Origin of the sequence: Hydrogenophaga sp. (assembly GCF_031426985.1) — a bacterium.
Classification (GTDB): Bacteria; Pseudomonadota; Gammaproteobacteria; order Burkholderiales; family Burkholderiaceae_C; genus Hydrogenophaga.
On record NZ_JASJOY010000149.1, the window covers coordinates 16,554 to 41,556 of the forward strand.

26 protein-coding genes are annotated in these 25,003 nt (G+C 69.8%); 20 read left to right on the forward strand and 6 right to left on the reverse strand.

Annotation, left to right across the window (positions count from 1 at the left end; translation table 11 throughout):
* The first annotated feature begins 1 nt into the window (after position 1).
* Positions 2 to 2,026 carry a S8 family serine peptidase gene (locus tag RMP09_RS16315; protein WP_310567038.1) on the forward strand — a complete coding sequence of 675 codons (2,025 nt, stop codon included), beginning with the start codon at positions 2 to 4 and terminating at the stop codon, positions 2,024 to 2,026.
* Here RMP09_RS16315 and RMP09_RS16320 read toward each other — a convergent pair whose 3' ends face one another.
* Positions 2,027 to 2,632, reverse strand: coding sequence for a hypothetical protein (locus tag RMP09_RS16320; protein ID WP_310567039.1), 606 nt, complete (start codon positions 2,630 to 2,632; stop codon positions 2,027 to 2,029).
* A gap of 56 nt (positions 2,633 to 2,688) precedes the next feature.
* Between RMP09_RS16320 and RMP09_RS16325 the strand changes: the two genes are divergently transcribed.
* Positions 2,689 to 3,057, forward strand: coding sequence for a YciI family protein (locus RMP09_RS16325; RefSeq protein ID WP_310567040.1), 369 nt, complete (start codon positions 2,689 to 2,691; stop codon positions 3,055 to 3,057).
* 6 nt (positions 3,058 to 3,063) lie between these two features.
* Here RMP09_RS16325 and RMP09_RS16330 read toward each other — a convergent pair whose 3' ends face one another.
* Positions 3,064 to 3,342: an AraC family ligand binding domain-containing protein gene (locus tag RMP09_RS16330; RefSeq protein ID WP_310567042.1), complete on the reverse strand. Its 279-nt coding sequence runs from the start codon at positions 3,340 to 3,342 to the stop codon at positions 3,064 to 3,066.
* A gap of 181 nt (positions 3,343 to 3,523) precedes the next feature.
* On the opposite strand from RMP09_RS16330, the gene RMP09_RS16335 reads away from it, so the two are divergent.
* The 6 genes from RMP09_RS16335 to RMP09_RS16360 all read left to right on the forward strand — a co-directional run bounded on the left by RMP09_RS16335 (position 3,524) and on the right by RMP09_RS16360 (position 7,209).
* Entirely contained in the window at positions 3,524 to 3,967 is a 444-nt protein-coding gene (locus tag RMP09_RS16335) for an SRPBCC domain-containing protein (protein ID WP_310567043.1), read from the forward strand.
* A 10-nt stretch (positions 3,968 to 3,977) separates the two neighbouring features.
* Entirely contained in the window at positions 3,978 to 4,397 is a 420-nt protein-coding gene (locus tag RMP09_RS16340) for a VOC family protein (RefSeq protein ID WP_310567044.1), read from the forward strand.
* Positions 4,398 to 4,514: 117 nt separating this feature from the next.
* Entirely contained in the window at positions 4,515 to 4,940 is a 426-nt protein-coding gene (locus RMP09_RS16345) for a YciI family protein (RefSeq protein WP_310567045.1), read from the forward strand.
* Between the two features lie 14 nt (positions 4,941 to 4,954).
* Positions 4,955 to 5,485: an SRPBCC family protein gene (locus tag RMP09_RS16350; protein WP_310567046.1), complete on the forward strand. Its 531-nt coding sequence runs from the start codon at positions 4,955 to 4,957 to the stop codon at positions 5,483 to 5,485.
* A 32-nt stretch (positions 5,486 to 5,517) separates the two neighbouring features.
* A complete protein-coding gene (locus tag RMP09_RS16355; protein WP_310567047.1) occupies positions 5,518 to 5,928 on the forward strand; it encodes a glyoxalase/bleomycin resistance/extradiol dioxygenase family protein in 411 nt (136 codons plus the stop codon).
* Positions 5,929 to 5,937: 9 nt separating this feature from the next.
* Positions 5,938 to 7,209 (forward strand): RNA polymerase sigma factor, encoded by a 1,272-nt coding sequence (locus RMP09_RS16360; protein ID WP_310567048.1) that lies wholly within the window; start codon positions 5,938 to 5,940, stop codon positions 7,207 to 7,209.
* Between the two features lie 24 nt (positions 7,210 to 7,233).
* Here the strand turns inward: RMP09_RS16360 and RMP09_RS16365 are convergent, their stop codons facing one another.
* Together RMP09_RS16365 and RMP09_RS16370 are read right to left on the reverse strand one after the other, a co-directional pair.
* Entirely contained in the window at positions 7,234 to 8,151 is a 918-nt protein-coding gene (locus tag RMP09_RS16365) for a DUF6929 family protein (protein ID WP_310567049.1), read from the reverse strand.
* A 171-nt stretch (positions 8,152 to 8,322) separates the two neighbouring features.
* Positions 8,323 to 10,092, reverse strand: coding sequence for a winged helix-turn-helix domain-containing tetratricopeptide repeat protein (locus RMP09_RS16370; RefSeq protein ID WP_310567050.1), 1,770 nt, complete (start codon positions 10,090 to 10,092; stop codon positions 8,323 to 8,325).
* A 127-nt stretch (positions 10,093 to 10,219) separates the two neighbouring features.
* On the opposite strand from RMP09_RS16370, the gene RMP09_RS16375 reads away from it, so the two are divergent.
* The 3 genes from RMP09_RS16375 to RMP09_RS16385 all read left to right on the forward strand — a co-directional run bounded on the left by RMP09_RS16375 (position 10,220) and on the right by RMP09_RS16385 (position 13,067).
* A complete protein-coding gene (locus tag RMP09_RS16375) occupies positions 10,220 to 10,546 on the forward strand; it encodes a hypothetical protein (RefSeq protein WP_310567051.1) in 327 nt (108 codons plus the stop codon).
* A 421-nt stretch (positions 10,547 to 10,967) separates the two neighbouring features.
* Positions 10,968 to 12,221 (forward strand): glycerophosphodiester phosphodiesterase family protein, encoded by a 1,254-nt coding sequence (locus RMP09_RS16380; RefSeq protein WP_310567052.1) that lies wholly within the window; start codon positions 10,968 to 10,970, stop codon positions 12,219 to 12,221.
* Positions 12,222 to 12,248: 27 nt separating this feature from the next.
* A complete protein-coding gene (locus RMP09_RS16385) occupies positions 12,249 to 13,067 on the forward strand; it encodes a DUF3047 domain-containing protein (RefSeq protein ID WP_310567053.1) in 819 nt (272 codons plus the stop codon).
* A 64-nt stretch (positions 13,068 to 13,131) separates the two neighbouring features.
* Here the strand turns inward: RMP09_RS16385 and RMP09_RS16390 are convergent, their stop codons facing one another.
* Positions 13,132 to 14,040, reverse strand: a complete 909-nt coding sequence (locus tag RMP09_RS16390) for a Tim44 domain-containing protein (RefSeq protein WP_310567054.1) — start codon at positions 14,038 to 14,040, stop codon at positions 13,132 to 13,134.
* Between the two features lie 236 nt (positions 14,041 to 14,276).
* On the opposite strand from RMP09_RS16390, the gene RMP09_RS16395 reads away from it, so the two are divergent.
* The 9 genes from RMP09_RS16395 to RMP09_RS16435 all read left to right on the forward strand — a co-directional run bounded on the left by RMP09_RS16395 (position 14,277) and on the right by RMP09_RS16435 (position 23,958).
* Positions 14,277 to 14,936 carry a TetR/AcrR family transcriptional regulator gene (locus RMP09_RS16395; protein WP_310567055.1) on the forward strand — a complete coding sequence of 220 codons (660 nt, stop codon included), beginning with the start codon at positions 14,277 to 14,279 and terminating at the stop codon, positions 14,934 to 14,936.
* Between the two features lie 73 nt (positions 14,937 to 15,009).
* Positions 15,010 to 15,900, forward strand: a complete 891-nt coding sequence (locus tag RMP09_RS16400) for an SDR family oxidoreductase (RefSeq protein ID WP_310567056.1) — start codon at positions 15,010 to 15,012, stop codon at positions 15,898 to 15,900.
* Between the two features lie 84 nt (positions 15,901 to 15,984).
* Positions 15,985 to 17,601, forward strand: coding sequence for an acyl-CoA carboxylase subunit beta (locus RMP09_RS16405; protein ID WP_310567057.1), 1,617 nt, complete (start codon positions 15,985 to 15,987; stop codon positions 17,599 to 17,601).
* A gap of 155 nt (positions 17,602 to 17,756) precedes the next feature.
* Positions 17,757 to 18,932 carry an acyl-CoA dehydrogenase family protein gene (locus tag RMP09_RS16410; protein WP_310567058.1) on the forward strand — a complete coding sequence of 392 codons (1,176 nt, stop codon included), beginning with the start codon at positions 17,757 to 17,759 and terminating at the stop codon, positions 18,930 to 18,932.
* A 102-nt stretch (positions 18,933 to 19,034) separates the two neighbouring features.
* On the forward strand, positions 19,035 to 19,832 hold the full coding sequence (locus RMP09_RS16415; RefSeq protein ID WP_310567059.1) for an enoyl-CoA hydratase/isomerase family protein: 798 nt from the start codon (positions 19,035 to 19,037) through the stop codon (positions 19,830 to 19,832).
* Positions 19,829 to 21,766, forward strand: a complete 1,938-nt coding sequence (locus RMP09_RS16420; RefSeq protein WP_310567060.1) for a biotin carboxylase N-terminal domain-containing protein — start codon at positions 19,829 to 19,831, stop codon at positions 21,764 to 21,766. The genes RMP09_RS16415 and RMP09_RS16420 overlap by 4 nt, the downstream gene beginning before the upstream one ends.
* The gene (locus tag RMP09_RS16425; RefSeq protein ID WP_310567061.1) at positions 21,763 to 23,025 is read left to right on the forward strand and encodes an acyl-CoA dehydrogenase family protein; all 1,263 of its coding nucleotides are present in this window, start codon (positions 21,763 to 21,765) and stop codon (positions 23,023 to 23,025) included. Before RMP09_RS16420 ends, RMP09_RS16425 begins: the two co-directional genes overlap by 4 nt.
* Positions 23,022 to 23,507: a thioesterase family protein gene (locus RMP09_RS16430; RefSeq protein WP_310567062.1), complete on the forward strand. Its 486-nt coding sequence runs from the start codon at positions 23,022 to 23,024 to the stop codon at positions 23,505 to 23,507. The genes RMP09_RS16425 and RMP09_RS16430 overlap by 4 nt, the downstream gene beginning before the upstream one ends.
* A gap of 25 nt (positions 23,508 to 23,532) precedes the next feature.
* Positions 23,533 to 23,958 (forward strand): signal peptide prediction, encoded by a 426-nt coding sequence (locus RMP09_RS16435; RefSeq protein ID WP_310567063.1) that lies wholly within the window; start codon positions 23,533 to 23,535, stop codon positions 23,956 to 23,958.
* A gap of 33 nt (positions 23,959 to 23,991) precedes the next feature.
* Here RMP09_RS16435 and RMP09_RS16440 read toward each other — a convergent pair whose 3' ends face one another.
* Positions 23,992 to 24,939 carry a LysR family transcriptional regulator gene (locus tag RMP09_RS16440; RefSeq protein WP_310567064.1) on the reverse strand — a complete coding sequence of 316 codons (948 nt, stop codon included), beginning with the start codon at positions 24,937 to 24,939 and terminating at the stop codon, positions 23,992 to 23,994.
* Between the last annotated feature and the right edge of the window lie 64 nt (positions 24,940 to 25,003).

Below are 25,003 nucleotides of genomic sequence, written 5' to 3' on the forward strand. Positions count from 1 at the left end.
CATGCGTTTTTTCTCTTCATTCCGTGGCCGAGCCAGTGGCCTGTGGCTGCTGTGCGGCGCCTTGGCGCTGCCCGCGGTGGCCGGCACCAAATGGGGGGCGGCGCCACGGCTGGGGCAGGCACCCGAAGCGCCGGTCGAGCAGCTCATCATCCAGTACCAGGACAACGGCCCGGCGGAGGCCCGGCAGGCGGGGGCCGCAGCGCTCTCGGCGGGGCGCCGCGTGGCGCGCAGCGCGGCGCAGGCCCAGGTGCCCGGTCTGCACTACCTCCGGTCGGTCTCCCCGCGTCTGCACGTGGCCCGGCTGGACCAGGCCCTGCCCGCCGATCAGGCGCAGGCGCTGCTGCAGCGGCTGCGGGCCGATCCCGCGGTCGTGTCGGTGGCGGTGGACCGGCGCGTGCGCCGGTCCACCGTGCCGACCGACCCGTACTTTGCCGGGACTGCGACGACGGTCCCGCGCCAGTGGCATCTGCAGAGCAGCAGCAGCGTGCCCGGGGGCATCAACGCGGGCGCCGCCTGGGCGGGCAGCACGGGGACCGGTGTGGTGGTGGCTGTGCTCGACGGCGGGTACCGACCCCATGCCGACCTGGTCGGCAACCTGGCGCGCGACGGCAGTGGCAACGTGATCGGGCACGACTTCATCCTCGATCTCTGGACGGCCAACGACGGCGACGCCCGCGACGCCGACGCGCTGGACCCGGGGGACTGGGTGCCGCGCTCCGAACAGACCCTGTGCGCGGAGGGCGACCCGCAAAGCTCCTGGCACGGCACGCACGTCGCCGGGCTGCTCGGCGCAACGGCCAATGGCCGCGAAGGTGTGGGCGTGGCTTTTGGCGCCCGGGTGCTGCCCGTGCGCGTGCTCGGGCGCTGCGGTGGCTACGAGTCGGACGTGCTGATGGCCGCGCGCTGGGCCGCCGGGCTGGCCGTGGACGGCGTCGCGGTCAATCCGCAGCCCGCCCGGGTGCTCAACCTCAGCCTGGCCGTGGACGGCGGCTGCGCGAGCGGCGCGCAGGAGGTCGTTGACGAGATCCGCCGCACGGGCGTGTCCATCGTGGCCGCTGCCGGCAACGGGTCGGAGACCAGCATCGGCTCACCGGCCAATTGCAAGGGTGTGGTGGCCGTCACCGCCCACACCCGAGCGGGTGACAGCGCGGACTATGCCAACGTCGGGTTGGGGGTGTCCATCAGCGCGCCCGGTGGCGACGGCGCCGATCCGATCGTCTCCACCCAGAACACCGGTCTCACAGGGCCCGATGCCAGCCCTGGCGGTGACAGCTGGGGGGGCATGTACGGCACCAGCATGGCCGCGCCCATGGTGTCGGGCGTGCTGGCGCTGATGGCGGCGGCCCGTCCGGACCTGCCCATGGCCAGTCTGGAAGGCCTTCTGCGCGACACGGCGCGCGGCTTCCCGAACGAGGGCTACTGCCAGCGCAACCCGGACGGGCTGGCCCCCGGCTTCTGCGGCGCGGGTCTGCTGGATGCCGGTGCGGCGGTGACCGCGGCGCAGGCCGCCGCCGCCGGCCAGGCCGACCTGGAGCTCGGTCAGCGGATGGTCTCGGGCACCGTGGCGGCGGGGGAGGTGGTGACCTACGCCATCGTGCTGCGCAACTGGGGCGCGGTCAGCGCGGCCGGGCTGACCGTCCAGGGCACGGTGTCGGCCGATCTGGTGATCCAGTCGGTCAGCACGTCGACCAAGGGCGTGACGGCGTCCCACAACGGCTCGACGCTCAGCGCCACCCTGCCCAGCCTGGCGCCCGATGGCGAACTGCAGCTCAACGTCACGGTGCGGGTCAACGGCAACGGCGCCCGCTGGGTGGCCGCCCGGGTCGACAACAGCGTGGCCGAAACCAGCCTGGACAACAACGAAGACCGTCTGGTGCTGGTCACGGTCGACTCGGCCCTGTCGGTGGCGTCTGGCGCCGGCGGGGGCTGCACCGTGGCGCCGACGGGTCAGGCCGACGCCGGCCTGCCGCTGCTGGCCCTGGTCGCGGCGCTGGCGCTGCTCTGGCGCCGCCGCGGCGCGGGCTGATCAGCCCGACACCAGCCGCTCATACGCGGCCCGCGTGGCGGGCGAAACGGCCGCCAGCACCTGCGCATAGCTCGTCTGGTGCCGCCGCAGCACCCGGGCCGAGGCCACCGTCTTCGAGCGGCAGAACCAATGGCAGCTGTGCTGGAACAGCAGCAGCTCGGCGGTGGTGCGAAAAGCCCGGTCGCGGATGGACAGGCCTTCGTCGTTGCGCAGCGTGGCGGCCACGCCCTGGGCGTGCAGCGCCACCAGGGCGTGCAGGTCGAAGCTGTGTTGCGGGAACAGGCGCGTGGCCATGGGCAGGCTCACCGGCCAGCGGCTCACCCGCAGGTGTTCGCCCCACACGTCCTTCAGGGCCGCGGCCAGCTGTTGCAGCTCGCTCTGCAGAGCGGCTTCGGTGGCGGCCAGGTTGCGCCAGATCGGCTCGGCCCGCTCGGGATCGGCCTCGCCCAGCGCGCGCAGGTACGCGTCGGTGAGCTGCGCCATGCGCTCTTCCAGCCGGAACTGGCGCAAGAACCCGCTGAGCAGCACGATGCGCCGCTGCTCATCGTGGCGCTTGAACATCCAGAAACCACCCGCGAGCAGCGCCCACAACAACATTGCATCCATGGCGGTATTGTCGGGGGTCTCACCACCGCCTCACCCGCCACCGCAGAGGTTTGCCCATGGCCTACATGCTTTTGATCCATGAACCCGTCGGCCAGCGCGCCACCCGCACCGAGGCCGAGGGCCGTGCCGCCTACGCCGCCATGGAGGCGTTTGGCGAGGGCATCGCCGCGCGCGGTCAGTTGCAGGCGGTGGCGTCGCTGGCCGGGCTGGACACGGCGGTGCGCGTGAGCCACGCCCGGGGCCCCGCCCAGACCCTGGACGGCCCGTTTGCCGAGGTCAAGGAAATGGTGGGCGGCTTCTTTCTGCTGCAGAACGTGACGCGTGAGGAGGCGTTGGCGTATGCCCACGCCTGCCCGGCCGCGCAGTGGTGCACGGTGGAGGTGCGGGCGCTGGCCCCCTGTTTCGAGGACAAGGCCTCGGTCTGACCCGCTTCAGGTGTTGAGGCGGGCCACCCAGTAGATGGCGCCCTCGGCGCCGTAGCGCTCGCTGTGCGGCTCGCTGTGTTCGAGCTCGAACAGGTCGCCCGGGACCAGGTGCTGGGTCGTGTCGCCCGTGGTCAGCCACATCTCGCCCTGCACCACCAGCGCCTTCGCCGCGAACGGGTGGGTGTGCGTGTCCAGCACCGTGTCGGGCGCCCACACGCGCTCCAGCACCTCGTCAAAACCTTCGGCCAGGGCCGCGCTCTTGAACGTGTCGAAATCGGGGGTCATGGTGGTCTCCTGTCGGTCTCCTATGGGTCACCGTGAAGTGCCATTGCACCATGCTCGGTTCCCCCCACCGCGGGCCGGGCGTGGGGACCGCTTTCGAATCAGGGTTTTCCCGAGACCGGCCAACGGTCGAAAACCCGCACGCTGCTTCGTCGTAGCGATGACACCTCGCCAGGAGCCCGCCATGACCACCCAGCACCACGACATCCTGATTCACGCGCCGCGCCCGCAGGTCTGGCGTTGCATGCTGTTCTCGCCCGGCTACGAGCGCTGGACCGCGGCCTTCTGCGAGGGCTCGCGCTACGAGGGGTCCTGGGACGCCGGAACTCCCATCCGTTTCTGCGCACCCAACGGCGATGGCATCTTGGCCGAGATCGCCGAACACCGGCCGGCCGAGTTCGTGTCCATCCGCCACCTCGGCATGGTGCAGAACGGGGTGGAAGACACCACCAGCGAGGCCGTGCGCGCCTGGGCCCCGTGTTTTGAAAACTACACGTTTGCCGACGAAGCCGGTGGCACCCGTGTGCGCGTCGATGTTGATGTGTTCGGCACCTACGCCGACTGGATGGCGCAGACCTGGCCCCAGGCCTTGCAGGCGCTGAAAGCGGTTTGTGAAACCCCCACCTGAGGAGAGTCCCATGACCACCACCCCCGTTCCGATGTGTTCCGTCGTGCATTTCGAGATGCCCTACCGGGACCGCGAGCGCGCCGCGCGCTTCTACGCCGCCGCCTTCGGCTGGACCCACCAGTTCCTGGGCCCCGAGATGGGCGACTACCTGCTGGTCAGCACCGCGCCCGCCGGTGCCCGCCCGTCCATGCCGCCCGAGGCCGCGCTGGGCTCGATCAACGGCGGCCTGTTCCCCTTCAAGGCGGACTGGCCGATGCAGCACCCCTCGGTGGTGGTCGGTGTGCCGGACATCCGTGCCGCGATGCAGCGGGTGCGCGACGCGGGCGGCGAGGTGATCGGCGAGCCCATGGCGATCCCCGGTGTGGGCGAATACGTGGTGTTCCGCGACACCGAGGGCAACCACAACAGCATGCTCCAGCCGAAGATGTGACCCACCCCGTTGCTTGCTCGCTTCGCGTAGCCGCATACCCCTCAAGGGGCAACACCTGCGGCCTGGCGAAGCCAGTTCCGCGGTGTTCTGGATTCTGAAAACCGGAGAACGTTCGCCATGCGATTCATGATCATCGTCAAGAGCTGCGACGCCTTCGAGGCCGAAGTCAGCCCCGAGGCGCCCGAAGAACTCATGGCCGAGATGGCCGCGTACCACGAGGAACTGGCCCGCGCCGGTGTGCTGCTCGATGGCAGCGGCCTGCACCCCAGCCGCACCGGCTGGCGCATCCACTACGACGCGGCCGGTGGCCGCCGGGTGGTGGACGGCCCGTTTGCCGAAGCAAAGGAGCTGATCGCCGGCTACACCCTGATCCAGGTGCGCTCGCGCGAAGAGGCCCTGGAATGGAGCCGGCGCTATCCCAACCCTGCGGGCAAAGGCCAGGCGGCGGTGATCGAGCTGCGCCAGCTGATCGAGCTCGACGAGTTCCCGCCCAGCGCCGTGCTGGAGAAAATGCGGGCCATCGACGGCCTGGGCAAAGCCTGAAGGAGCCCCCCCGCGTGATCAAGACCGTTCTGCTGGTGGTCGTCGCGGCCATCGCTTTGCTGCTGATCGTCGCCGCCACCCGGCCCGACACCTTCCGCGTCGAACGCTCGACCACCATCGCGGCGCCGGCCGAGCGGCTGTTCCCGCTCATCAACGACCTCCGGGCCTTCAACACCTGGAACCCCTACGCGCGAAAGGACCCGGCGATGAAGGCCGAATACAGCGGACCACAGGCCGGGCCGGGTGCGGTGTTCAACTTCCAGGGCAACAAGGAGGTGGGCAAGGGCCGCATCTCGATCACGGATTCCTCTGCACCCTCCAGCGTTGCCATGCAGCTGGACATGTGGGAACCCTTCGAGGGCCACAACGAGGTCAACTTCACGCTGGTTCCCGACGGCGCCGGCACCCGCGTGACCTGGGCCATGCACGGGCCGAGCGCCTTCATCACCAAGCTGATGGGCCTGTTCTTCAACATGGACCAGATGATCGGCAAGGACTTCGAAGCCGGTCTCGCCAACCTCAAGCAGCTCGCCGAAAAGGCCTGAGCCCCACGTCACCACCCTTTCAGGAGAACCCCATGTTCCGCCAGATTTTCGTCAACCTGCCCATCCAGGACATGGCCCGCTCGCAGGCCTTCTTCAAGGCCCTGGGCCTCACGTTCAACCCGCGCTTCACCAACGAGCAGGGCGCCTGCCTCGAAATCGGCGAGAACTTCTACGCCATGCTGCTGGTCGAGTCCTTCTTCCAGGGCTTTGTCACAAAGCCGATCAGCGACGCGCACACAAGCACCGAAGTCATCCTGGCCCTTTCGGTCGACAGCCGTGCCGAGGTCGAAGCGGTGATGGCCAAGGCCGTGGCCGCCGGGGCGACCCGGATTCCGGCCACCAAGGACTACGGCTTCATGGTCCAGGACGGTTTCGCCGACCTCGACGGCCACCAGTGGGAAGTGTTCTGGATGGACGAATCCGCGGCGCCCGAACAGATGTGACTTGCGCGCGTGCACTCCGCCGTCCACGACACCATCGCCGCCGTCTGGCGCATCGAATCCGCCCGCATCACCGCGGCGGTGGCGCGGCGCGTGCGCGACCTGGGCGTGGCCGAAGAGCTGGCGCAGGACGCACTGGTGGCCGCGCTGGAGCGCTGGCCCGCGGACGGCGTGCCCCACAACCCCGGAGCCTGGCTCATGACCACCGCCCTGAACCGCGCGCTCGACCACCTGCGCCACCGCCAGATGGCCGACGCGCGGCACGGTGACATCGCCGCCGACGCCGAGGCCCTGCAGACGCACGTGGTGCCCGACTTCAGCGACGCGCTGGACGCGGCCCGCGAACACGCCGCCCTCGGCGACGACCTGCTGCGCCTGATGTTCACCGCCTGCCACCCGGTGCTGCCCACCGAGGCGCGTGTGGCGCTCACGCTCAAGCTGCTGGGCGGCCTGACCACCGGCGAGATCGCGCGCGCCTACCTGGTGCCCGAGGCGACGCTGGCGCAGCGCATCGTGCGCGCCAAACGCACGCTCACCGAAGCGAAGGTGCCGTTCGAGGTGCCGCATGGCGCGCAGCTCGCCGAGCGCCTGGGTTCGGTGCTCGAAGTGGTCTACCTGATCTTCAACGAGGGCTACACCGCCACCAGCGGCGCCGACTGGATGCGCCCCGCGCTGTGCGACGAGGCCCTGCGCCTGAGCCGCATGCTGGCCGGGCTGGCGCCACACGAAGCCGAGGTGCTGGGGTTGCTCGCGCTGATGGAAATCCAGGCCTCGCGCACCGCGGCGCGCACCGACCGCGAGGGCCACCCCATCCTGCTGGCCGAGCAGGACCGCGGGCGCTGGGACCGCTTGCTGATCCGCCGCGGCCTGGCCGCGCTGGACCGTGCGCAGGCGCTGGGCCAGCCGGCCGGCCGCTACCGCCTGCAGGCCCAGATCGCCGCCTGCCATGCCCGCGCGCACCGCGCCAGCGACACCGACTGGCACCGCATCGCCGCGCTTTACGCCGAACTCATGCGCGTGGCGCCCTCGCCGGTGGTCGAACTCAACCGCGCGGTGGCCGTGGGCATGGCCGAAGGCCCGGCCGCCGGGCTGGCCATCGTCGAGACCCTGCTGCAGGACAAGGCCCTGCAGCGCTACCACTGGCTGCCGGCGGTGCAGGGCGACCTGCTGGACAAGCTGGGGCGGCGGGCGGCGGCGAGGGAGGCGTTTGCGCGGGCCGCCGGCCTGGCTGGGAACGAGCGGGAGAAAACCTTGCTGCTGCAGAGGGCCGGCGAAGCGGCCTGATGCTTGACCTGTTCTGGTGTCAGGTCAGGGCCACTTGCTCAGGTCCAGCGTTGCCGACAACAACGCGGCGGGCGTTCCGCGATCATCGGCGTCGGTCACCAGCAGCAAGTGGAGCACCTCGTGCTCGACGGTGACGGCGACGCCTTCGACCTTGCAGCGCAGCGACACGGGCCACAGCCCGCGCAGGCGCCCATCGTCCGCCACCAAGCCGATCGCCGAGCCCCGGCAGGGACCGTCCGCGTAGTTGTCGCCACTCGCTTCCGCCGTAGCACTGAACACCCAGCCACCCCCGGGCAAGGCCGCGCCGTCGGTGAAACACAGCGGCACGCCGTCCAGCTCGCCGAGCGCGAAGCGGGCGCTCGACAACGGTGGTGGCGCTGGCTGTTGCCCGCACAGCCAGGCCTTCGTGGCGGACCAGTCGAAAACAATCAGGGCGTTCACCGGTGTGGCCGCGTTGCCGCGCTGCAGCAGGCAGAAGCGGTCCCCGCAGACGAACGCGCCTTCGATGTTCAGCTGCGGATGTTGCAGCGCCAGCGGGGCGTACAGCGGCGACAGATCGATCTCAAGCACAGGCTCCCGGAGAGTGCCCGCGGTGTCCAGCGGCAGCAACACCGCGCGCTGGCGCTGTGGCCTCGACCCGGAGCCCAGCGCCAGCAGCGCACCCTGCGGATGGCCGGCAAAAGGCGGGAGCCAGGTCAACGACTCCAGATCGGGTTTGGCCGCCTTTCGGGCACTGTGTGTCGCGGGCAGCGCGCCCGCGAACAGCGGCTGCAGCGCGCCCGACTTCCCATCGGCAAGATCGAACATCCCCAGCAGGTGCTCGTCGTCGGCAATCACATACAGCCGCTGTCCGACCCGGACCAGCCCGCTGGCCGCGCTCAGGTGCTCCAGCCCGGAGCTAGGGGGCAGAAGCAGGGTGCGCAGGGTGTGGACGTTCAGCATGACGAGACCGGGATGGCAGGCCATCGATGGTAGTCCCGGGGTGTCGGGTCGGGGCTTGCGACCCATCAGCGACCTCCGTTGTCTTGAGCTTGTCGCCACAAATCCGCTGGTCGCTCAGCCGATATGCCCCATGCCCAACCACCCGACGAAGGCCCGCAGCGCGGCATCAACCTATTCAGGCAACCCAGCCTTCGCCAGCCCAGCGTAGTAACGCTCGCGCTGGGCGCGGCAAAGGTCGTTCGCACAAAGCCGCTCGTCGCGGAACGCCGAGACGGTGTAGGCGGGCAGCCGCTGTCTGAACTCCGCCAGCGCCGCGCGCGCGGTTTCCGTCTCGCCCAGGTTCGCTGCCGCCGCGGCGACCCACGAATGAGCCACCGCGTGCTGCGGCCGTTCGAGCACCGAGCGCTGCGCCCATTCGAGCGCTTCGCGGTCGCGGCCCAGGTACAGATGCGCGGCCGCGGTGACGACGAAGATGCCGTTGAGATTCGGATCGCGCGGGCTGAGCCGCTGCGCCTGCTCGAGGGCGGCGATCGCTTCATCCTGCCGGCCGAGTGTGCAGCGGGCATAACCGAGCCAGAACCAGGCACTGGCATCGTTGCGGTTGAGTCCGATCTGGCGCTCGAGCAACTCCACCGCCTGCTCGGAGCGACCGGCCAGCGCGAGCGTGGTACCGCGCACGCCGACGATACGTGCATCGGTACGATCCAGTTGGAATGCCTGCGCCGAGAGCCTGTCCGCCTGTTGCAGCCACTGTTCGCGTGTCGCGCCGCGCAGGCCCAGCCAACGCTGCGACACGTCGTAGTTGTAGGTCTGTGCCAGCAGCGCAATGGCCAGTGCCGACCCCGGGTCGCGTGCGCTCACCTGCTCGAGCAGCCGGCGCGCTTCCTGCAGCGAGTCTGGCGTCATCCGGTTGAACTGCAGCAGCAGCCAGCGCGCCTGCAGCAACAGGTCCTGCGCGTCGGCGGGGGGCCTCGCTCGCGCTCGTGACGTTTCCACCTCCTGCAGCCTCAGGTCCAGCGACCTCGCCACCGTCCCTGTCACTCGGCGGTACAACGCAGAAAGGTCGGGCAGCTCGCCATCGATGCGATCGGCCCACAGGGTGAGCCCGCTCTCGCTGTCGACAAGCTGCAGGGTCAGGCGCGCCGCGTCACCCAGGCGCACCAGGTCGCCGTCGAGCACGTAGCGCACGCCAAGCTCGTGGCCCACCTGACGGGCGTCGACGCTGCGCCCGCGGTAGCTTTCCGCGGTCGCCCGGGCGATCACGAAGCTCTCGGGAATGCGTGACAGGTCGACCGTGATCTCGTCGGTGAGCACGGCGGCCAGCCGGTCCTGCGCCGGATCGCCGCCATCACTTGCCAGGGGCAGCACGACGATCGACATGCGAGGCAGCATGGGTGGCGCCACCGGTGCGCTACGCTGCTGCCACCACCACGCCAACGCCACTGCAGCGACGGTGGCCGCCGCGAGGCCGATCCAGAGCGCGACGGCAGCAGCGCCTCTCCGAACCGGCACGACGGCCTTACCCGCGACCGTCCCTATCGCCGCCCGATCCGACGAGGATGGCACTGCCGCTTCGTCCGCGGGTGTGGGCGGCCCCGCATCGGCGGCGCGCGAAGGCGGCACAGGTTCGACCGGAACCGCGAAGACATACCCCCGCCGCGGCAGCGTCTTGATGATGCGCTGCCCGTGCTCACCGAGCACCTGCCGGATGTCGGAGACACAGCGCGTGAGCGACTCCTCACCGACAACGACATCGGGCCAGACGGCTGCCAGGACCTCGTCTTTGCCCACCGGCCGGCCCGCGGCCTCGGCCAGGTAGACCAGCACATCGAAGCTGCGCGGACGAAGGTCGAGCCTCCGACCGGCCCGGTGCAGTGTGCGGCAGCCGACGTCGAGATCGAACTCTTCGAAGCGCAAACGGTGGGAGGCTCGAACCTGCATCTGGTCTCCTCGGCCTGTGGGGAGGAATTTTCAGCCTTTTTCACCACGCGCGCTGGTTCCTTCATGACGGCGAGCGAGCTGTGGGTGCGCAATGGAAGCGACGCACTCACCAGCCATCGGAGGCCCTATGACCCACAACCGTACCCTGCCCATCGCAGCCCCCGTCACTGCCTTGCTTCTGCTCCTGTCCCTTGCTTCGAACCTGCACGCGCAACCGCACAACGGCACCCAAGCGGCCACCAACCGCGAAGTGCGCAATCTGAAGGTGGCCTACCTGCGCTGCGACAGGGCCGCGACCGAGCGCCTGCTCGACGTGGGCGAGGCGGCGAACTGCTCGGCCATTCACGAAAAGCTGCTCAAGGTCGGCTTCGATGGCGACTTCAAACGTCTGCTCGCCTGGTGGCACGCCGAGCGCATCGCGTCAAGGCGCGACGAACGCATCGCCACGCCTTGAGACAGCGGGACAGGCGGCGTCCTCACGGCGCCATCACCGCTTCGGCAGAACCGACCCCGAGTTCAAGACCGATGGTGCGGCCGGAGAACGCATCGGGCTGGGTCAACCGACCGCGGCGCAGCGGTCGAGACGCCCCAGATCGAGGTATCCCAGGCACCCTGGCCGGTCTCGGGATTTGCAGAGGGCGATGAAAGTTGCTGTTGCCCGCGCATACGCGGGCAGGGCGGGCGGGTGTGAGCGATCCGACGCCATCTTTGCGTTGCTACATTGCCGTCGCTGGCGACCTGCTGCTCCTGGCCGTCAGCTGTCCTCCCGTCACACCCCCTTCACATCCCCTCCCGATGATCCGGCCGTCGGTCGTCCATTCCTGGAGCGCCGATCCGCCGCCGATCATTCGTTCATTCCACCGGAGGGAATCCCCATGTCCTACCTGCCCCGTGTCCTGGGTCTGGCCCTGCTGGGTCTGGCTGCTTCGTCTGCCCTGGCGCGCTCGCCGATGCCGCCGGCCGAGCGTCCCACCCATGTCCAGCTCGGCCCGCGCCCGTTCTTCCTGGTCGACGACATGGCCGAGAGCCCGCTCAAGCGCGACCTGCAGCGCTGCGCGCGCCGCGGCGACTTCACGCCGCGCGACTTTTCCATCGGCCACCGTGGCGCGGCGATGCAGTTTCCCGAGCACACGGTCGAGTCCTACACCGCGGCCGCGCGCATGGGCGCGGGCATCGTCGAGTGCGACGTCACCTTCACCAAGGACAAGGCGCTGGTCTGCCGCCACGCGCAGAACGACCTGCACACGACGACCAACATCCTGGTCACGCCGCTGGCCGCCAAGTGCACCCAGCCCTTCGTGCCCGCCGTGCTCGACGCCGACGGCAAGGTGGTCACGCCCGCCAAGGCCGAGTGCCGCACCAGCGACATCACCCTGGCCGAGTTCCGCACCCTGCGCGGCAAGATGGACGCCTTCAACCCGGCCGCCCGCACGCCCGAGCAGTACCTGGGCGGCACCGCCAACTGGCGCACCGACCTGTATTCAGGCCCGACCAGCGGCACGCTGATGACGCACGCCGAATCGATCGAGCTGTTCAAGCGGCTGGGCGTGAAGATGACGCCCGAACTCAAGAGCGCCAGCGTGACCATGCCGTTCGACGGCTTCACGCAGCAGGCCTACGCGCAGAAGATGATCGACGAGTACAAGCGCGCCGGCGTGAATCCGCGCCACGTGTTTCCCCAGTCGTTCAACATCGACGACGTGCTGTACTGGGTGAACCACGAGGCCGCGTTCGGCCAACAGGCGGTGTACCTGGACGACGCCAACACCGTGGCCGACCTGCCGGACTACAACACCCTGGTGGGCTACAAGACCCGGGGCATCCACATCTGGGCGCCGCCCACCTTTGCGCTGCTGGCCGCCGAGAACGGCCAGATCGTGCCCTCTCAGGCCGCCAAAGACGCCAAGGCCGCGGGCCTGGGCCTGATCACCTGGACGCTGGAACGCTCGGGCATCCTGGCCGACGGCAACAACGGCTGGTACCACCAGACCTTCGACAGCGCCGTGAAGACCGAGGGCGACATGCTGCAGGCCCTGCACGTGCTGGCCAAGGAGGTGGGCGTGATGGGGGTGTTCTCCGACTGGCCCGCCACCACCACCTTCTACGCCAATTGCATGGGCCTGCGCTGAGCGGTGACACGCGCGCGCGGTCCCCTGTTGACCGGGCCGTGGCCGGCGCTGTGCCGGGCCGGCCTGTGTCTGCTGCTCGCGGGGTGTGCCGGCGGGCCGCCCGAAGGCACCGGCGACGCCGGTGAGCGGGTGGCCGCGTTCCCGGTGACCGACTGGGCCCTGCGGTCACAGATCGAGGCCGACACCGCCGGTGCGGCCTGGGTGCACCAGACCTTTGGCGACCGCACCCCCACGCGCTACCAGCCGGTGCTCCTGCACGGGCGGCCCGCGGTGCACGCCCACAGCGCCGCCGGCAACAGCAGCCTGCGCAAGGCCGTGGCCCTGCCGCCCGGCCGGGCGGCGGACGTGCTGCGGTTCGCCTGGTTCGTGCCCCGGCTCAACGCCGCGGCCGACCTGTGCGACAGCAGCATCGACGACGCGGTCGCGCGCGTGGTGCTGAGCTTTGACGGCGACCGCGCCGGGCGCTTCACGGCCCGCGACCACCTGCTGTCGGAACTGGCCCAGCTGGTCACCGGCGAGCCGCTGCCCTACGCCACGCTGATGTACGTCTGGGACAACCGCTACCCGGTGGGCACGGTCATCGCCAACCCGCACACCGCCCGCATCCGGCAACTGGTGGTGGAGAGTGGGCCGGCACACCTGGGGCGCTGGGTGGACATCGAACGCGATGTGCAGGCCGACTTCCGCCACGCCTTCGGCGAAACCGCCGGCCCGCTGCAAGGCATCGGCCTACTCAGCGATGCCAACAACACCGGCGCCACGGTGGACGCCTGGTACGGGCCGCTCACGCTCACCACCGCGCCCCAGCGGGCACCGGTCGGCGCGGCGCAGGCGCTGGCCCCATAAAAAAGCCCCGGCCAAGGCCGGGGCAATGAGGCGCTCATGCGAGCAGAGAAAGCGCGGGGGCAGCTCAGCGTTGCTGGATGCCGGCGAGCACCCAGCCACCGCTGCCCGCCAGGGGCTTGGTCAGGTGCCAGACTTCGTGGATGTCGTCGGGCGCGGCGCCGTCTTCCTGCACACGGCCGGTGAACAGCACGCTCACCACGTAACGCGCACCCTCTTCGGCCACTTCCAGCACCTCGGCGTTCAGGTCCATCACGCGGGTCTCCTGCGTGGCACCGTTGCGCTCGCGGATGTCCATCTGGATCTCGGCGAACATTTCGGGCGAGGTGAACTCGCGGATGTCGTCCAGGTTGCCCGCGTCGTTGGACGCCTGCAGACGGATGAACTGCACCTTGGCGTTGCGCACGAAACCGTTGACGTCAAAGTCGGCCGGGATGCGGGCTTGCGCGGGCGCGTTGGCACCGATCGCGCTGCCGATCATCGAACCACCCTGGCCGAACGACGGCGTGGCGGGCTGCGTGGGCGGGATGCGCAAGGTGTTGTTTGGCTGACCGGCACCCGATCCCGCGTGTGCGCCGGCGTAGGCCATGCCGCCACCTTGCTGGGCGGCTTTCTTGCGCATGACGAAGCCGATGACCGCCATCACCGCCATGACCAGCAGACCGATCATCAGCATGTTGGCCAGTTCGGCACCAAAGCCCAGGTGCGAAGCCAGCGCGGCCAGGCCCAGGCCCGCGGCCAGACCGGCGATGGGGCCCATCCAGCTGCGCTTGGGGGCGGCAGCGGCGGCCCCGGCCGCACCGGCGGCGGCCGGGGCCGCATTCGGGGTGGCATCGGGCGTGCGGGCTGGCGGCGTGGCCTGGCGTTGCATGCCCAGGGACCGGCCGCCGCCGATGCGCTTGGCCTCGGCGTCGAAATGGGCGGTGCCCAGGCCGAGCGTGATGACCACGGCCAGCAGTGAAAGCAGTTTTTTCATGAGGGGTCTCCTGATAAAGGAATGAACGAAAACGGGGGGAGTGTAGGTGTTGCGAGGTTTCTGAAAAATAAGCCAATCACTTAACAATACTCCCGTTTGATCGATGTGTCTTGGCGCCTGGCGCCTTGGCGCACAGCGGCATCGCTTGGGGAGCGGTCGGCTGTGCAACAGCGGGGTTTCATTTTCACAAAGCATTTGCTTGCTGAAAATACAAGCCTCTGATAGGGTGTGGCCCCATGAACGAACCGGTCGCATCCGACTCTCCCGCCCGCCGCACGCGCGGGCGTCCCCGCAAAACCGCCGACGAACGCGACGACGGCAACCGCCGCCAGGAACTGCTGCGCGCTGCGGCCCGCCTGTTCCGCCAGCAAGGCTTTGCCGCCACCAGCACGCGCGACATCGCCACCGCCGCCGGCATGCGCTCGGGCTCCCCCTTCTACCACTTTGAAAACAAGGAAGCGCTGCTCGCCGCCGTCATGCTCGAAGGCATGCAGCGCGCCACCAGCTGCCAGTCGGGTGCCATGCAAGCCGCGGCTTCCCCTGGCATTGCGTTGAGCGCACGCGACTGTCTGCGGGTGCTGGTGCGCAACCACCTGGAGGTGCTGCTGGGCCCGGACAGCGACTTCATCCCGGTGATGCTGTACGAGTGGCGCTCGCTGTCAGAAGTTCAGCGCCAGGCCGTCAACGAGCTGCGGCGCGAGTACGAGGCGGTCTGGGTGCCGGTGCTGCAGGCGTTGCACGAACGTGGCGAGCTGCAGGGCGACCCGAGCCTGGCGCGGCTGATGATGTTTGGCGCGCTCAACTGGGCGGTGCAATGGTTCGAGCCGGGGCGCCGGTCTTCGCTCGACGACCTGACCGAGGCCGCGCTGCGACTGTTTCTGAAGGAAATTCAATGACCCCCACGTTCGCTGCGCTCACTGCCCCCCGAGGGGGCTCGACCTCCTTGGGGCGGCCCGGCGGAGGTCGGGCATGAGCCCTCAGTACCGGTCGGTGTTCCGCGACGGGCTGTTCGCCGGCCGCGTGGTCATGGTCACGGGCGGCGGGTCGGGCATCGGCCGCTGCGCCGCGCACGAGCTCGCGCGGCTGGGCGCGACGGTGGTGCTGGTGGGGCGCAACCTGGAGAAGCTGCAGGCCACGGCGGGCGAGATCGTGGCCGACGGCGGCCGGGTGACTTTCCACGTCTGCGACATCCGCCAGGAAGACGGCGTCAAGGCCCTGGTCGCCGATGTGGTGGCCGCGCACGGTCGCATCGACGGCCTGGTCAACAACGCGGGCGGCCAGTACATGACGCCGCTGGAACAGATCAGCGCCAAGGGCTGGCAGGCGGTGATCGACACCAACCTCACCGGCGGCTTCCTGGTCGCGCGCGAGTGTTACCTGCAAAGCATGGCGGCGCACGGGGGCTCAATAGTCAACATCGTGGCGGACATGTGGGGCTCCATGCCCGGCATGGGCCACAGCGGTGCGGCGCGTGCCGGCATGGTCAGCTTCACCGAGACCGCGGCCATGGAATGGGCCCGCAGTGGCGTGCGTGTGAACGCGGTGGCGCCGGGCTACATCGCTTCCAGCGGCATGGACCACTACCCGCCCGAGGCCGGGCCCATGTTGCGCGAGATGCGTCAGACCGTGCCGCTGGGCCGGTTCGGCAACGAGGCCGAAACATCGGCCGCCATCGTGTACCTGCTCTCGCCGGCGGCCAGCTTCGTCAGCGGCACGGTGCTGCGCGTGGATGGCGCGCGGCCGCAGGTGCGCATGGGCTGGGGCCCGGTGGCGGCGTCCGACCAGGTGCAGCAGCGCGAGGCGGTCCGGGCCTTTGACGGCTTCCACCGAGCGGTCACGCCCAAGGTGTTCCAGTCATGAAAAAAACACCGTTCGCCCTGAGCCCGCCGAAGGGCTCGCGGGTGCTTCAACAAGCTCAGCCCGAACGGGGGAGTGAGTTCATCCATGTTTGACACCACGTTCAACCCCCACAGCGAACAGGCTGCGCAACGGCGTGAGGCCATGCTGGCGCGCATCACCCAGCTGCGTGCGCTGGAAGACCGCGCCGCGCAGGCCTCGGCGAAGTCCCTGCCCATGTTCCACAAGCGCGGCCAGCTGCTGCCGCGCGAGCGAGTGGGCCTGCTGCTCGACCCGGGTGCGCCGTATCTGCCGCTGTGTTCGCTGGCCGGCTTCCTGCACGACAGCCAGGACCCCGACCGGTCCGTGCCCGGCGGCGGTGTGCTGGCGGGCATCGGCTTCATCGGCGGTGTGCGCTGCATGGTGGTGGCCAGCGACTCGGGCATCGAGGCCGGCGCGATCCAGCCGCGTGGGCTGGAGAAGATCCTGCGCGTGCAGGACATCGCGCTGGAAAACAGGCTGCCCTTCGTGCACCTGGTCGAGAGCGCGGGCGCCAACCTGATGAAGTACCAGGTCGAAGGCTTCGTGCTCGGTGGCGGTCTGTTCCGCAACCTGGCGCGCCTGTCGGCCGCGGGCCTGCCGGTGATCACCGTGCAGCACGGCTCGGGCACGGCCGGTGGCGCCTACATGCCGGGGCTGAGCGACATCGTGATCATGGTGCGCGGTCGTTCGCGCGCTTTCCTCGCGGGGCCGCCACTGCTCAAGGCCGCGACCGGCGAGGTGGCGACCGAAGAAGCCCTGGGCGGGGCCGAGATGCACACATCGGTCTCCGGCCTGGGCGAGCACCTGGCCGAGGACGACCGCGAGGCCCTGGGCATCGCACGCGACATCGTGGCGCGTACGGGCTGGCAGATGCCACCGCGCCCGGCCGCACCCGTGCCGCGCTTCGACGCCGACGACCTGCTGTCATTGATGCCGCCGCACCACCGCGAGCCGGTGGACATGCGCGAGGTCATGGCCCGCATCTGCGACGGCTCCGACCTGCTGGAGTTCAAGGCGCTCTACGGCGCCGCCACGGTCTGCGCCCAGGCGCACATCGGCGGCCACGCGGTGGGCATCATCAGCAACAACGGCCCCATCGACGTGGCCGGTGCCAACAAGGCCACGCACTTCATCCAGTGGATGTGCCAGCTCGGCCACCCGCTGATCTACCTGCAGAACACCACCGGCTACATGGTCGGCCAGGACAGCGAGCAGGCCGGCATGATCAAGCACGGCAGCAAGATGATCCAGGCCGTGACCAACGCCACCGTGCCGCAGATCACCCTCCAGTGCGGGGCCAGCTTCGGCGCCGGCAACTACGGCATGTGCGGCCGCGGCTACGCGCCGCGTTTCCTGTTCAGCTGGCCGGGCGCGCGCACCGCGGTCATGGGCGGCGAGCAGGCCGCCAAGACCATGCAGATCGTGGCTGAGGCTGGGCTGGCGCGCAAAGGCATTCCGGTCGACACGCCCGAGGTGCAGGCGCAGATGAAAACCCAGTTCGACGCCATCGTGCAGAAGTTCGAGTCGCAGGCCGACGCCTTCAGCACCAGCGGCCTGGTGCTCGACGACGGCGTGATCGACCCGCGCGACACGCGTGCGGTGCTGGCGTTCTGCCTCGACACCGTGGCCGAAGCGGCGCAGCGCCAGCCACGGCCCATGCAGTTTGGCGTCGCGCGTATGTAGACAACACAACCGTTCGGACCGGGACCCGGCCCGTTCGGGCTGAACCTGTCGACGCCCACGCCGCACGGTGGTGAGCCCTTCGACAGGCTCAGGGCGAACGGGGCGGCGGCCCAGAACGAGCGGCGCGAACGGTTCAACGCACAGGAGACCACACCATGCAGTTCACCCACGAACACCGCGAGATCCAGAAGACGCTCAAGCGCTTCATCGACGAGCAGATCAACCCGCACGTCGACGAATGGGAGGCGGCCGAAATCTTCCCCGCGCACGAGGTCTTCAAGCAGATGGGCCAGCTCGGCCTGCTCGGCCTGACCAAGCCCGAGGCCTATGGCGGCATGGGGCTGGACTATTCGTACAGCATGGCCATGGCCGAGACCCTGGGCCACATCCACTGCGGCGGTGTGCCCATGGCCATCGGCGTGCAGACCGACATGTGCACGCCGGCCCTGGCGCGTTTTGGCAGCGACGAACTGCGCGAACAGTTCCTGGCGCCGGCGATTGCGGGCGACGTGGTCGGCTGCATCGGCGTGAGCGAGCCGGGCGCGGGCAGTGACGTGGCCGCCATCAAGACCGTGGCGCGCAAGGACGGCGACGACTACGTCATCAGCGGCCAGAAGATGTGGATCACCAACAGCCTGCAGGCCGACTGGATGTGCATGCTGGTCAACACCAGCGACGGCCCGGCGCACAAGAACAAGAGCCTGGTCATGGTGCCGCTGCGCGAGAACGGCAAGACCGTCAAAGGCTTCGAGGTCGGCCAGAAGATCAAAAAGATCGGCATGAACAGCAGCGACACCGGCCTGCTGTTTTTCGACGAGGTGCGCGTGCCGCAGCGCTACCGCATCGGCGCCGAAGGCTCGGGCTTCATCTACCAGATGCAGCAGTTCCAGGAAGAGCGCCTGTGGTGCGCCGCGAGCTGCCTGCAGAGCCTCACCAACTGCATCCAGTGGACGGTGGACTATGCGCAGGAGCGCCAGCTGTTCGGTGCCACGCTGGCCGACCAGCAGTGGGTGCAGTTCAAACTGGCCGAGCTCAAGACCGAGGTGGAAAGCCTGCGCGCGCTGACCTACATGGCCTGCGAACACTACGTGGCCGGCGAGGACGTGACCGAGTGGGCCACCATGGCCAAGCTCAAGGCGGGGCGTCTGAACCGCCTGGTGCCCGACACCTGCCTGCAGTTCTGGGGTGGCATGGGCTTCACCTGGGACAACAAGGTCTCGCGCCTGTACCGCGACGGGCGGCTGGCGTCCATCGGCGGTGGGGCGGACGAGGTCATGCTCGGCATCCTGACCAAGTTCATGGGGTTGCAGAAGACCCCCCTGCGCCGCTGACGCGGCTTCCCCCCACCGGGGGGACGTCGCCCTGGGACCGGCAAAGCCGGATCCTCGGCGACCACTGGAACAGACATCCTCCTTCCAATTTTGCAGGTGATCATGAACAACTTTCTGGTGGTGCGACAAGGCGATACCGAACGCTGGACGCTCAACGACCCGGCGTCGCGCAATGCCCTGACCGATGAAGTGGTGGTGGCGCTGTTCGAAGCCTGCCTGCGCGCCCAGGCCGACACCACGCTGCGCGTTGTGGTGCTGACCGGCGCGGGGGGCGCCTTCTGCGCGGGCGGCAGCCTGGGGCATTTCGCCAGCAGCATTGGCCAGCCGCTGGCCGAGGGCGCGCACGACCCGCTGATCGACGCCAACCGCGCCTTCGGCGATGTGCTGCACGCGCTGACGCAGCTGCCCCAGCTGTTGCTGGTGGCGGTGGACGGGCCGGCCATGGGCGGGGGCTTCGGTCTGGTCTGTTGCGCCGATGTGGTGCTGGCCACCCAGCGTTCGGTGTTCGCCACGCCCGAGGTCACGCTGGGCCTGCCGCCGGCGCAGATCGCCCCCTTCGTCTGGCGGCGCCTGGGTGACCGCGCGGCCCGCGAATGCCTGCTGGCCGGGTGCCACCACAGCGCCCTCGAAGCCCAGGCGCTGGGCCTGGTCAACGCGGTGGTGGCCGACGGTGAACTCGAAGCGGCCCTGACCGACGCCCTGGTGCGCCACCGCGCGGCCGCGCCGGGCGCGCTGGCCGCCACCAAACAGTTGCTGCGCCGGCTGCACGGGCCGCTGCCCGACCTGCGCGACGAAGCCGCCATCGCCTTTGCCGCGGCCCTGCGCGGGCCGGAAGCCGCGGCCGGACTCAAGGCCTTCGCGCGCAAACAGCCGGCGCCCTGGGTGGAGGGCGGCACATGAAACGCCTGCTGATCGCCAACCGCGGCGAGATCGCGCGCCGCGTCATGCGCACCGCGCGGCGCCTGGGGCTGTCCACCGTGGCCGTGTTTTCCGACGCCGACCGCGGCGCCCTGCACGTGCGCGATGCCGACGCCGCCGTGGCCCTGGGCGGCACCGCCTCGGCCGACAGCTACCTGCGCATCGACAAGCTGATCGCCGCCGCGCGCGCCAGCAGCGCCGACGCGGTGCACCCCGGCTACGGCTTCCTGAGCGAGAACGCCGATTTCGCGCAGGCCGTCATCGACGCCGGCCTGACCTGGGTCGGCCCGCCGCCGGCCGCTATTCACGCGCTGGGCAGCAAGTCCGCGGCCAAGGCGGTGGCGCTGCGGCAGGGCGTGCCGGTGTTGCCCGGCTACTTCGGCGCCGACCAGTCCGACACCACCTTCGCCGCCGAGGCGCAGCGCATCGGCTACCCCCTCATGGTCAAGGCCGTGGCCGGGGGTGGCGGGCGCGGCATGCGCCTGGTGCACGGCGCCGAGCAGTTGTCCGCGGCGTTGCAGAGCGCGCGCTCCGAAGCGCTGGCCGGTTTCGGCAACGGCGACCTGCTGATCGAACGCGCGCTGCTGAACCCGCGCCACGTGGAGGTGCAGGTGTTCGCCGACGCGCAGGGCCATTGCATCCACCTGGGCGAGCGCGACTGCTCGGTGCAGCGCCGCCACCAGAAGATCATCGAAGAGTCGCCCAGCCCGGCCGTCTCGCCCGAGCTGCGCGCCGAGCTGGGCCGCTGTGCGGTGGCATTGGCACAAGGGGCGGGGTATGTCGGTGCCGGGACGGTGGAATTCCTGCTGGAAGGCCATGCGTTTTTCCTGATGGAGATGAACACGCGGCTGCAGGTTGAACATCCGGTGACGGAAATGTTGACGGGCCTCGATCTGGTCGAGTGGCAGTTGCGCATCGCCCGCGGCGAACCCCTGCCGCTGACCCAGGACCAGGTGCAACTGAACGGCCACGCCATCGAAGTCCGCCTCTGCGCCGAAGACGAACACTTCACGCCGCACGCCGGCACGGTGCAGCGCTTTGCCGAACCGCCGCCGGCGCAAGGCCTGCGCTTCGACCACGCGCTCGAAGACGGCGCGGTGGTCACGCCGCACTACGACGCCATGCTGGGCAAGCTGATCGCCCACGCGCCCACGCGCGCCGAGGCCATCGAGCGACTGGCGCGGGCGCTGGACGACACGGTGTTGCTGGGCCTGCCGAGCAACCGCGCCTTCCTCGCGGCCTGCCTGCGCCAGCCGGTGTTCGCCGCAGGCGGCGCGACCATTCCCTTCCTGTCCGAACATGGCGAGCGCATCCGCGAGGCGCTGGCGCCGTCGCACGAAGCCCGTGTGGCCGCCGTGCTGGCCGCGACCTGGCTCGGGCGGCCGGGCGCGTCGCTGCCCAGTCCGTTTGCGCGGCCACTGCGCGCGCAGCTGGGCGGTGCCACGCTGGCGCTCAGCGTTCGCGAACTCGGCCACGGTGCGCTGCAGGTACAGGCCGGTGAACGCCAGCACACGGCGCACATCGGCACCGACACCGTGGCGCTGGACGGCGTGGCGCTGGACGGCGTGGCGCGGCCGGCCGCCGTGGTGCGCAGCGCCGACGGCCACGCCCATGTGCGCTGGGGTGCCCACGATCTGCGCCTGCAGGACCTGAGCCACACAGCCGCCGTGGCCAATGGCAGCGGACCCGCCGCGCGCGAACTGCGTGCGCCGTTCAACGGCAAGCTGGTGGCGCTGGCCGCGCGGGCCGGGGATCGCGTCACACGCGGCCAGGCCCTGCTGACCATCGAAAGCATGAAGATCGAACACCAGATCGCCGCGCCGCGCGACGGCACTCTGGCCTCGGTGGCGGTCGCGCCCGGCCAGCAGGTCGGCCCGGGCCAGGTGCTCGTGGTCTTTGAAGCGGAGCCCGCATGAACACCCACGCCACCGCCGACGCTGTCGACAGCTTCGATGCCGCCGACCTGCAGGCGCTCACCGACACCGTGCGCCGCTTCGCCCTCGAACGCGTGCGCCCGCACCTCGACGCCTGGGAGGCCGCGGGCGAGTTCCCGCGCGACCTGTACCGCGACGCCGCCGACCTGAGCCTGCTGGGCCTGGGCTACCCCGAACACCTGGGCGGCACGCCCGCGCCCTGGCGCGCGCGCAACGCGCTGTCGCAGACCCTGGCCCGCCATGGCACCAGCGGCGGCCTGATGGCCAGCCTGTTCTCGTTCAACATCGGCCTGCCGCCGGTGCTGGCGCACGGCACGCCCGAGCTGCAGGCCGAGGTGGTTCCGCCCGTGCTGCGCGGCGAACGCATCGCGGCGCTGGGCATCACCGAACCCGGCGGCGGATCGGACGTGGCCGCGCTGCGCACCACCGCGCGCCGCGAGGGCGATGACTACGTGATCGATGGCGAGAAGGTCTTCATCACCTCCGGCATGCGCTGCGACTGGCTCACGCTGGCCGTGCGCACGGACGCGAACAACAAAGGCGCCAGCGGCATCAGCATGCTCGTCGTGCCCATGGACCGGCCCGGCATCTCGCGCAGCGCGCTGCAGAAAATGGGCTGGCACTGCTCCGACACCGCGCACCTGCGCTTCGACGGCGTGCGCGTGCCGGTGCGTTACCGCCTGGGCGAAGAGGGCGCAGGTTTTCGCATGGTCATGGGCAACTTCAACGGCGAGCGCCTGGCCATGAGCGCCATGGCGCTGGGCTTTGCTCAGGCCTGTTACGACGAGGCGGTGGACTGGGCGCGCCAGCGCCAGACCTTCGGCGCCGCGCTGATCGAACGCCAGGCCATCCGCCACAAACTCATGGACATGCGCATGCGCATCGAAAGCACCCAGGCCTGGGTGGACGCCGTCACCGCACGCGCCGACGCGGGCGAAGCGGGCGTTCCGCCGCCGGGCCGCCCCAAGGCGGAACAGCCCCCCCGGGGGGCAGCGACCCATGCGCAGCAGGGGAGCGTGGGGGCACACAGTGACTGGGTCGCGCACGTGTGTCTGCTCAAGAACCACGCCACGCAGACCATGCAGTTCTGCGCCGACGCCGCGGTGCAGATCCTCGGCGGCATGGGCTTCATGCGCGGCACCGCCAGTGAACGCATCTACCGCGAAGTCAAGGTCATGATGATCGGCGGCGGCGCTGAAGAGATCATGAAAGAACTCGCCGCACGACAATCCGGACTATGACCAAAACCCCACCGCCGCTGCCCGCCGAATTCGAGCCCGAGTTCGTCGCCGGGCTCAAAGCCATTTTTGAAGAGAAGATCGTGTTCAACCAGGTGCTGGGGCTGAAGATCACCAGCCTGCGGCCCGAGCGCGTGATCGCCCGCATCGACATGAAGCCGCAGCTGGTGGGCCACTACAGCTACAACCGCGTGCACGGCGGCGTCATCAGCGCGGGGCTCGACGCCATGGGCGGCCTGGCCTGCATGGCCGCCATCGGCGCGCGCCACATGGACGAAACGCCCGAGCAGCGCCTGCACCGCTTTGGCAAGCTCGGCACCATCGACCTGCGCATCGACTACCTGCGCCCCGGCATCGGCGAGTTCTTTGAACTGCGTGCCGAAGTCATGCGCCTGGGCTCGCGCGTGGCTTCCACCCGCATGGAGTTCCTGGGCCCGGACGGCAAGCTGCTGTCCTGCGGCTCGGGCGCTTACATCGTCTCCTGAAGCGCCCTTTCGTCGATCCATCTCCATGCCGTTCGGGCTGAGCCTGTCGAAGCCCTCACGCGGTCGGCGCCTGCTGCGCTGGGCCCGCGTGCTCTGGGCCGCCCCCAACACCCTCATCGGCCTGGCGTTCGGCCTGTCGCTGCTGCTGGCCTTCGGCGCCCGCTGGCGGCGGGTGGGCGGCGTGATCGAGATCGCCGCCCTGCACCACGCCCCCCGCCGCCGCTGGCCCTTTGCCGCGATCACGCTCGGTCACGTCATCGTCGGCACCCACGCCGCCGAACTGGAGCGCCTGCGCGCGCACGAGCGGGTGCATGTGCGGCAATGCGAACGCTGGGGACCATTGTTTCTGCCGGCCTATGCGCTGGCCGGGCTGTGGCAGTGGTTGTGCGGTCGGCGGGCCTACCGGGACAACCCGTTCGAGGTGGAGGCGCGGCGGACCGGCGGGTGTTGAGCGGCGGTTCTCGCGAGCGTTACGCGCCGCGGATCACGAGCCCTGGGCGTGTGTCTGCTCCGCTTGCAGGACCAGACCGATCATGCGCTGGGCCAGCGGCGAGAGGGTGCGATCGGCCAGGTGCACGATGGCGCAGCCCAGTTGCCGGGCTTGGGCGGGGAGGGCGGGGCGCAGCCGTTGCCCCAGGTCGACCAGCGTGCCCCGCTGCAGGTCGGCCTCCACCAGGGCGGCCCAGGTGAACAGCAGGGTGTCGCTGTTCAGCGTGGTTTCGCGCAACAGCGCCTGGCTGTCGCAGCTCATGGTCAGCGGCAGATCGCCCGACGCCGGCATGCCGAACAGGCCACGCAGCTGCTGGGCAATGGAGCTGTCCAGCTGCACCGCCGCCCAGGGGTACAGCGGCACCTGTTTCGGGTGCGGCGCCCGCGCCGGGTCCGCCAGCAGGGGGTGGCCGGCGCGGCAGTAGATGGAGGCCGGTCGCGGCGCCAACGGAACCACGGCAAACCGGGCATCCTGGGCCAGGTGCCCCGCGTACGCGATGAAGAACTCAATCTGCTCGCTCTCCAGGTGCTGCAGCATGATTTCCCATTGGCTGACCTCGACGTTGAGTCGCACGCCGGGGCGGCTTTGCGTCAGCTGGGGCAGCAGGCCCGGCAGCACGCTGTCCACCGCAAACAGGCTCGCACCAAAGCTCAGGGTGCCGCCCTCGGCCTGCGACAGGTAGGTGACCTCCTGGGCCAGATCCCGGGCCCGCGCCAGCAGCTCCCGGGCCCGGGCAATCAGGTGCAAGCCGGTGGTTGTCGCCCGGACCGAACGGGTACCGCGGTCAAACAGGCGCATGCCGAACTCGGCTTCCAGCGCCTGGATGCTGCGGCTGAACGCGGTCTGCGACAGGTGCGCGCGCTCGGCGGCCCGGGAGAAGTTCAGTTCGTCGGCCAGCAACACCAGATGCTGCAGGCGCTTGAGCTCTATTGATGTGGTCATTACATAAAAGGTCGTCGAATAATGCATTGGACACCTTTTGTGTCAGCTTGGAAACTGTCTCGGG

Bases quoted from the DNA above. Each gene is read 5' to 3' on its own strand.
- RMP09_RS16365 (WP_310567049.1), bottom strand. From the start codon at position 8,151: ATGCTGAACGTCCACACCCTGCGCACCCTGCTTCTGCCCCCTAGCTCC.
- RMP09_RS16420 (WP_310567060.1), top strand. From the start codon at position 19,829: ATGAAACGCCTGCTGATCGCCAACCGCGGCGAGATCGCGCGCCGCGTC.
- RMP09_RS16400 (WP_310567056.1), top strand. From the start codon at position 15,010: ATGAGCCCTCAGTACCGGTCGGTGTTCCGCGACGGGCTGTTCGCCGGC.
- RMP09_RS16395 (WP_310567055.1), top strand. From the start codon at position 14,277: ATGAACGAACCGGTCGCATCCGACTCTCCCGCCCGCCGCACGCGCGGG.
- RMP09_RS16355 (WP_310567047.1), top strand. From the start codon at position 5,518: ATGTTCCGCCAGATTTTCGTCAACCTGCCCATCCAGGACATGGCCCGC.
- RMP09_RS16340 (WP_310567044.1), top strand. From the start codon at position 3,978: ATGACCACCACCCCCGTTCCGATGTGTTCCGTCGTGCATTTCGAGATG.
- RMP09_RS16335 (WP_310567043.1), top strand. From the start codon at position 3,524: ATGACCACCCAGCACCACGACATCCTGATTCACGCGCCGCGCCCGCAG.
- RMP09_RS16410 (WP_310567058.1), top strand. From the start codon at position 17,757: ATGCAGTTCACCCACGAACACCGCGAGATCCAGAAGACGCTCAAGCGC.
- RMP09_RS16380 (WP_310567052.1), top strand. From the start codon at position 10,968: ATGTCCTACCTGCCCCGTGTCCTGGGTCTGGCCCTGCTGGGTCTGGCT.
- RMP09_RS16405 (WP_310567057.1), top strand. From the start codon at position 15,985: ATGTTTGACACCACGTTCAACCCCCACAGCGAACAGGCTGCGCAACGG.
- RMP09_RS16320 (WP_310567039.1), bottom strand. From the start codon at position 2,632: ATGGATGCAATGTTGTTGTGGGCGCTGCTCGCGGGTGGTTTCTGGATG.
- RMP09_RS16370 (WP_310567050.1), bottom strand. From the start codon at position 10,092: ATGCAGGTTCGAGCCTCCCACCGTTTGCGCTTCGAAGAGTTCGATCTC.
- RMP09_RS16345 (WP_310567045.1), top strand. From the start codon at position 4,515: ATGCGATTCATGATCATCGTCAAGAGCTGCGACGCCTTCGAGGCCGAA.
- RMP09_RS16430 (WP_310567062.1), top strand. From the start codon at position 23,022: ATGACCAAAACCCCACCGCCGCTGCCCGCCGAATTCGAGCCCGAGTTC.
- RMP09_RS16425 (WP_310567061.1), top strand. From the start codon at position 21,763: ATGAACACCCACGCCACCGCCGACGCTGTCGACAGCTTCGATGCCGCC.
- RMP09_RS16325 (WP_310567040.1), top strand. From the start codon at position 2,689: ATGGCCTACATGCTTTTGATCCATGAACCCGTCGGCCAGCGCGCCACC.
- RMP09_RS16415 (WP_310567059.1), top strand. From the start codon at position 19,035: ATGAACAACTTTCTGGTGGTGCGACAAGGCGATACCGAACGCTGGACG.
- RMP09_RS16435 (WP_310567063.1), top strand. From the start codon at position 23,533: ATGCCGTTCGGGCTGAGCCTGTCGAAGCCCTCACGCGGTCGGCGCCTG.
- RMP09_RS16330 (WP_310567042.1), bottom strand. From the start codon at position 3,342: ATGACCCCCGATTTCGACACGTTCAAGAGCGCGGCCCTGGCCGAAGGT.
- RMP09_RS16315 (WP_310567038.1), top strand. From the start codon at position 2: ATGCGTTTTTTCTCTTCATTCCGTGGCCGAGCCAGTGGCCTGTGGCTG.
- RMP09_RS16440 (WP_310567064.1), bottom strand. From the start codon at position 24,939: ATGACCACATCAATAGAGCTCAAGCGCCTGCAGCATCTGGTGTTGCTG.
- RMP09_RS16375 (WP_310567051.1), top strand. From the start codon at position 10,220: ATGACCCACAACCGTACCCTGCCCATCGCAGCCCCCGTCACTGCCTTG.
- RMP09_RS16390 (WP_310567054.1), bottom strand. From the start codon at position 14,040: ATGAAAAAACTGCTTTCACTGCTGGCCGTGGTCATCACGCTCGGCCTG.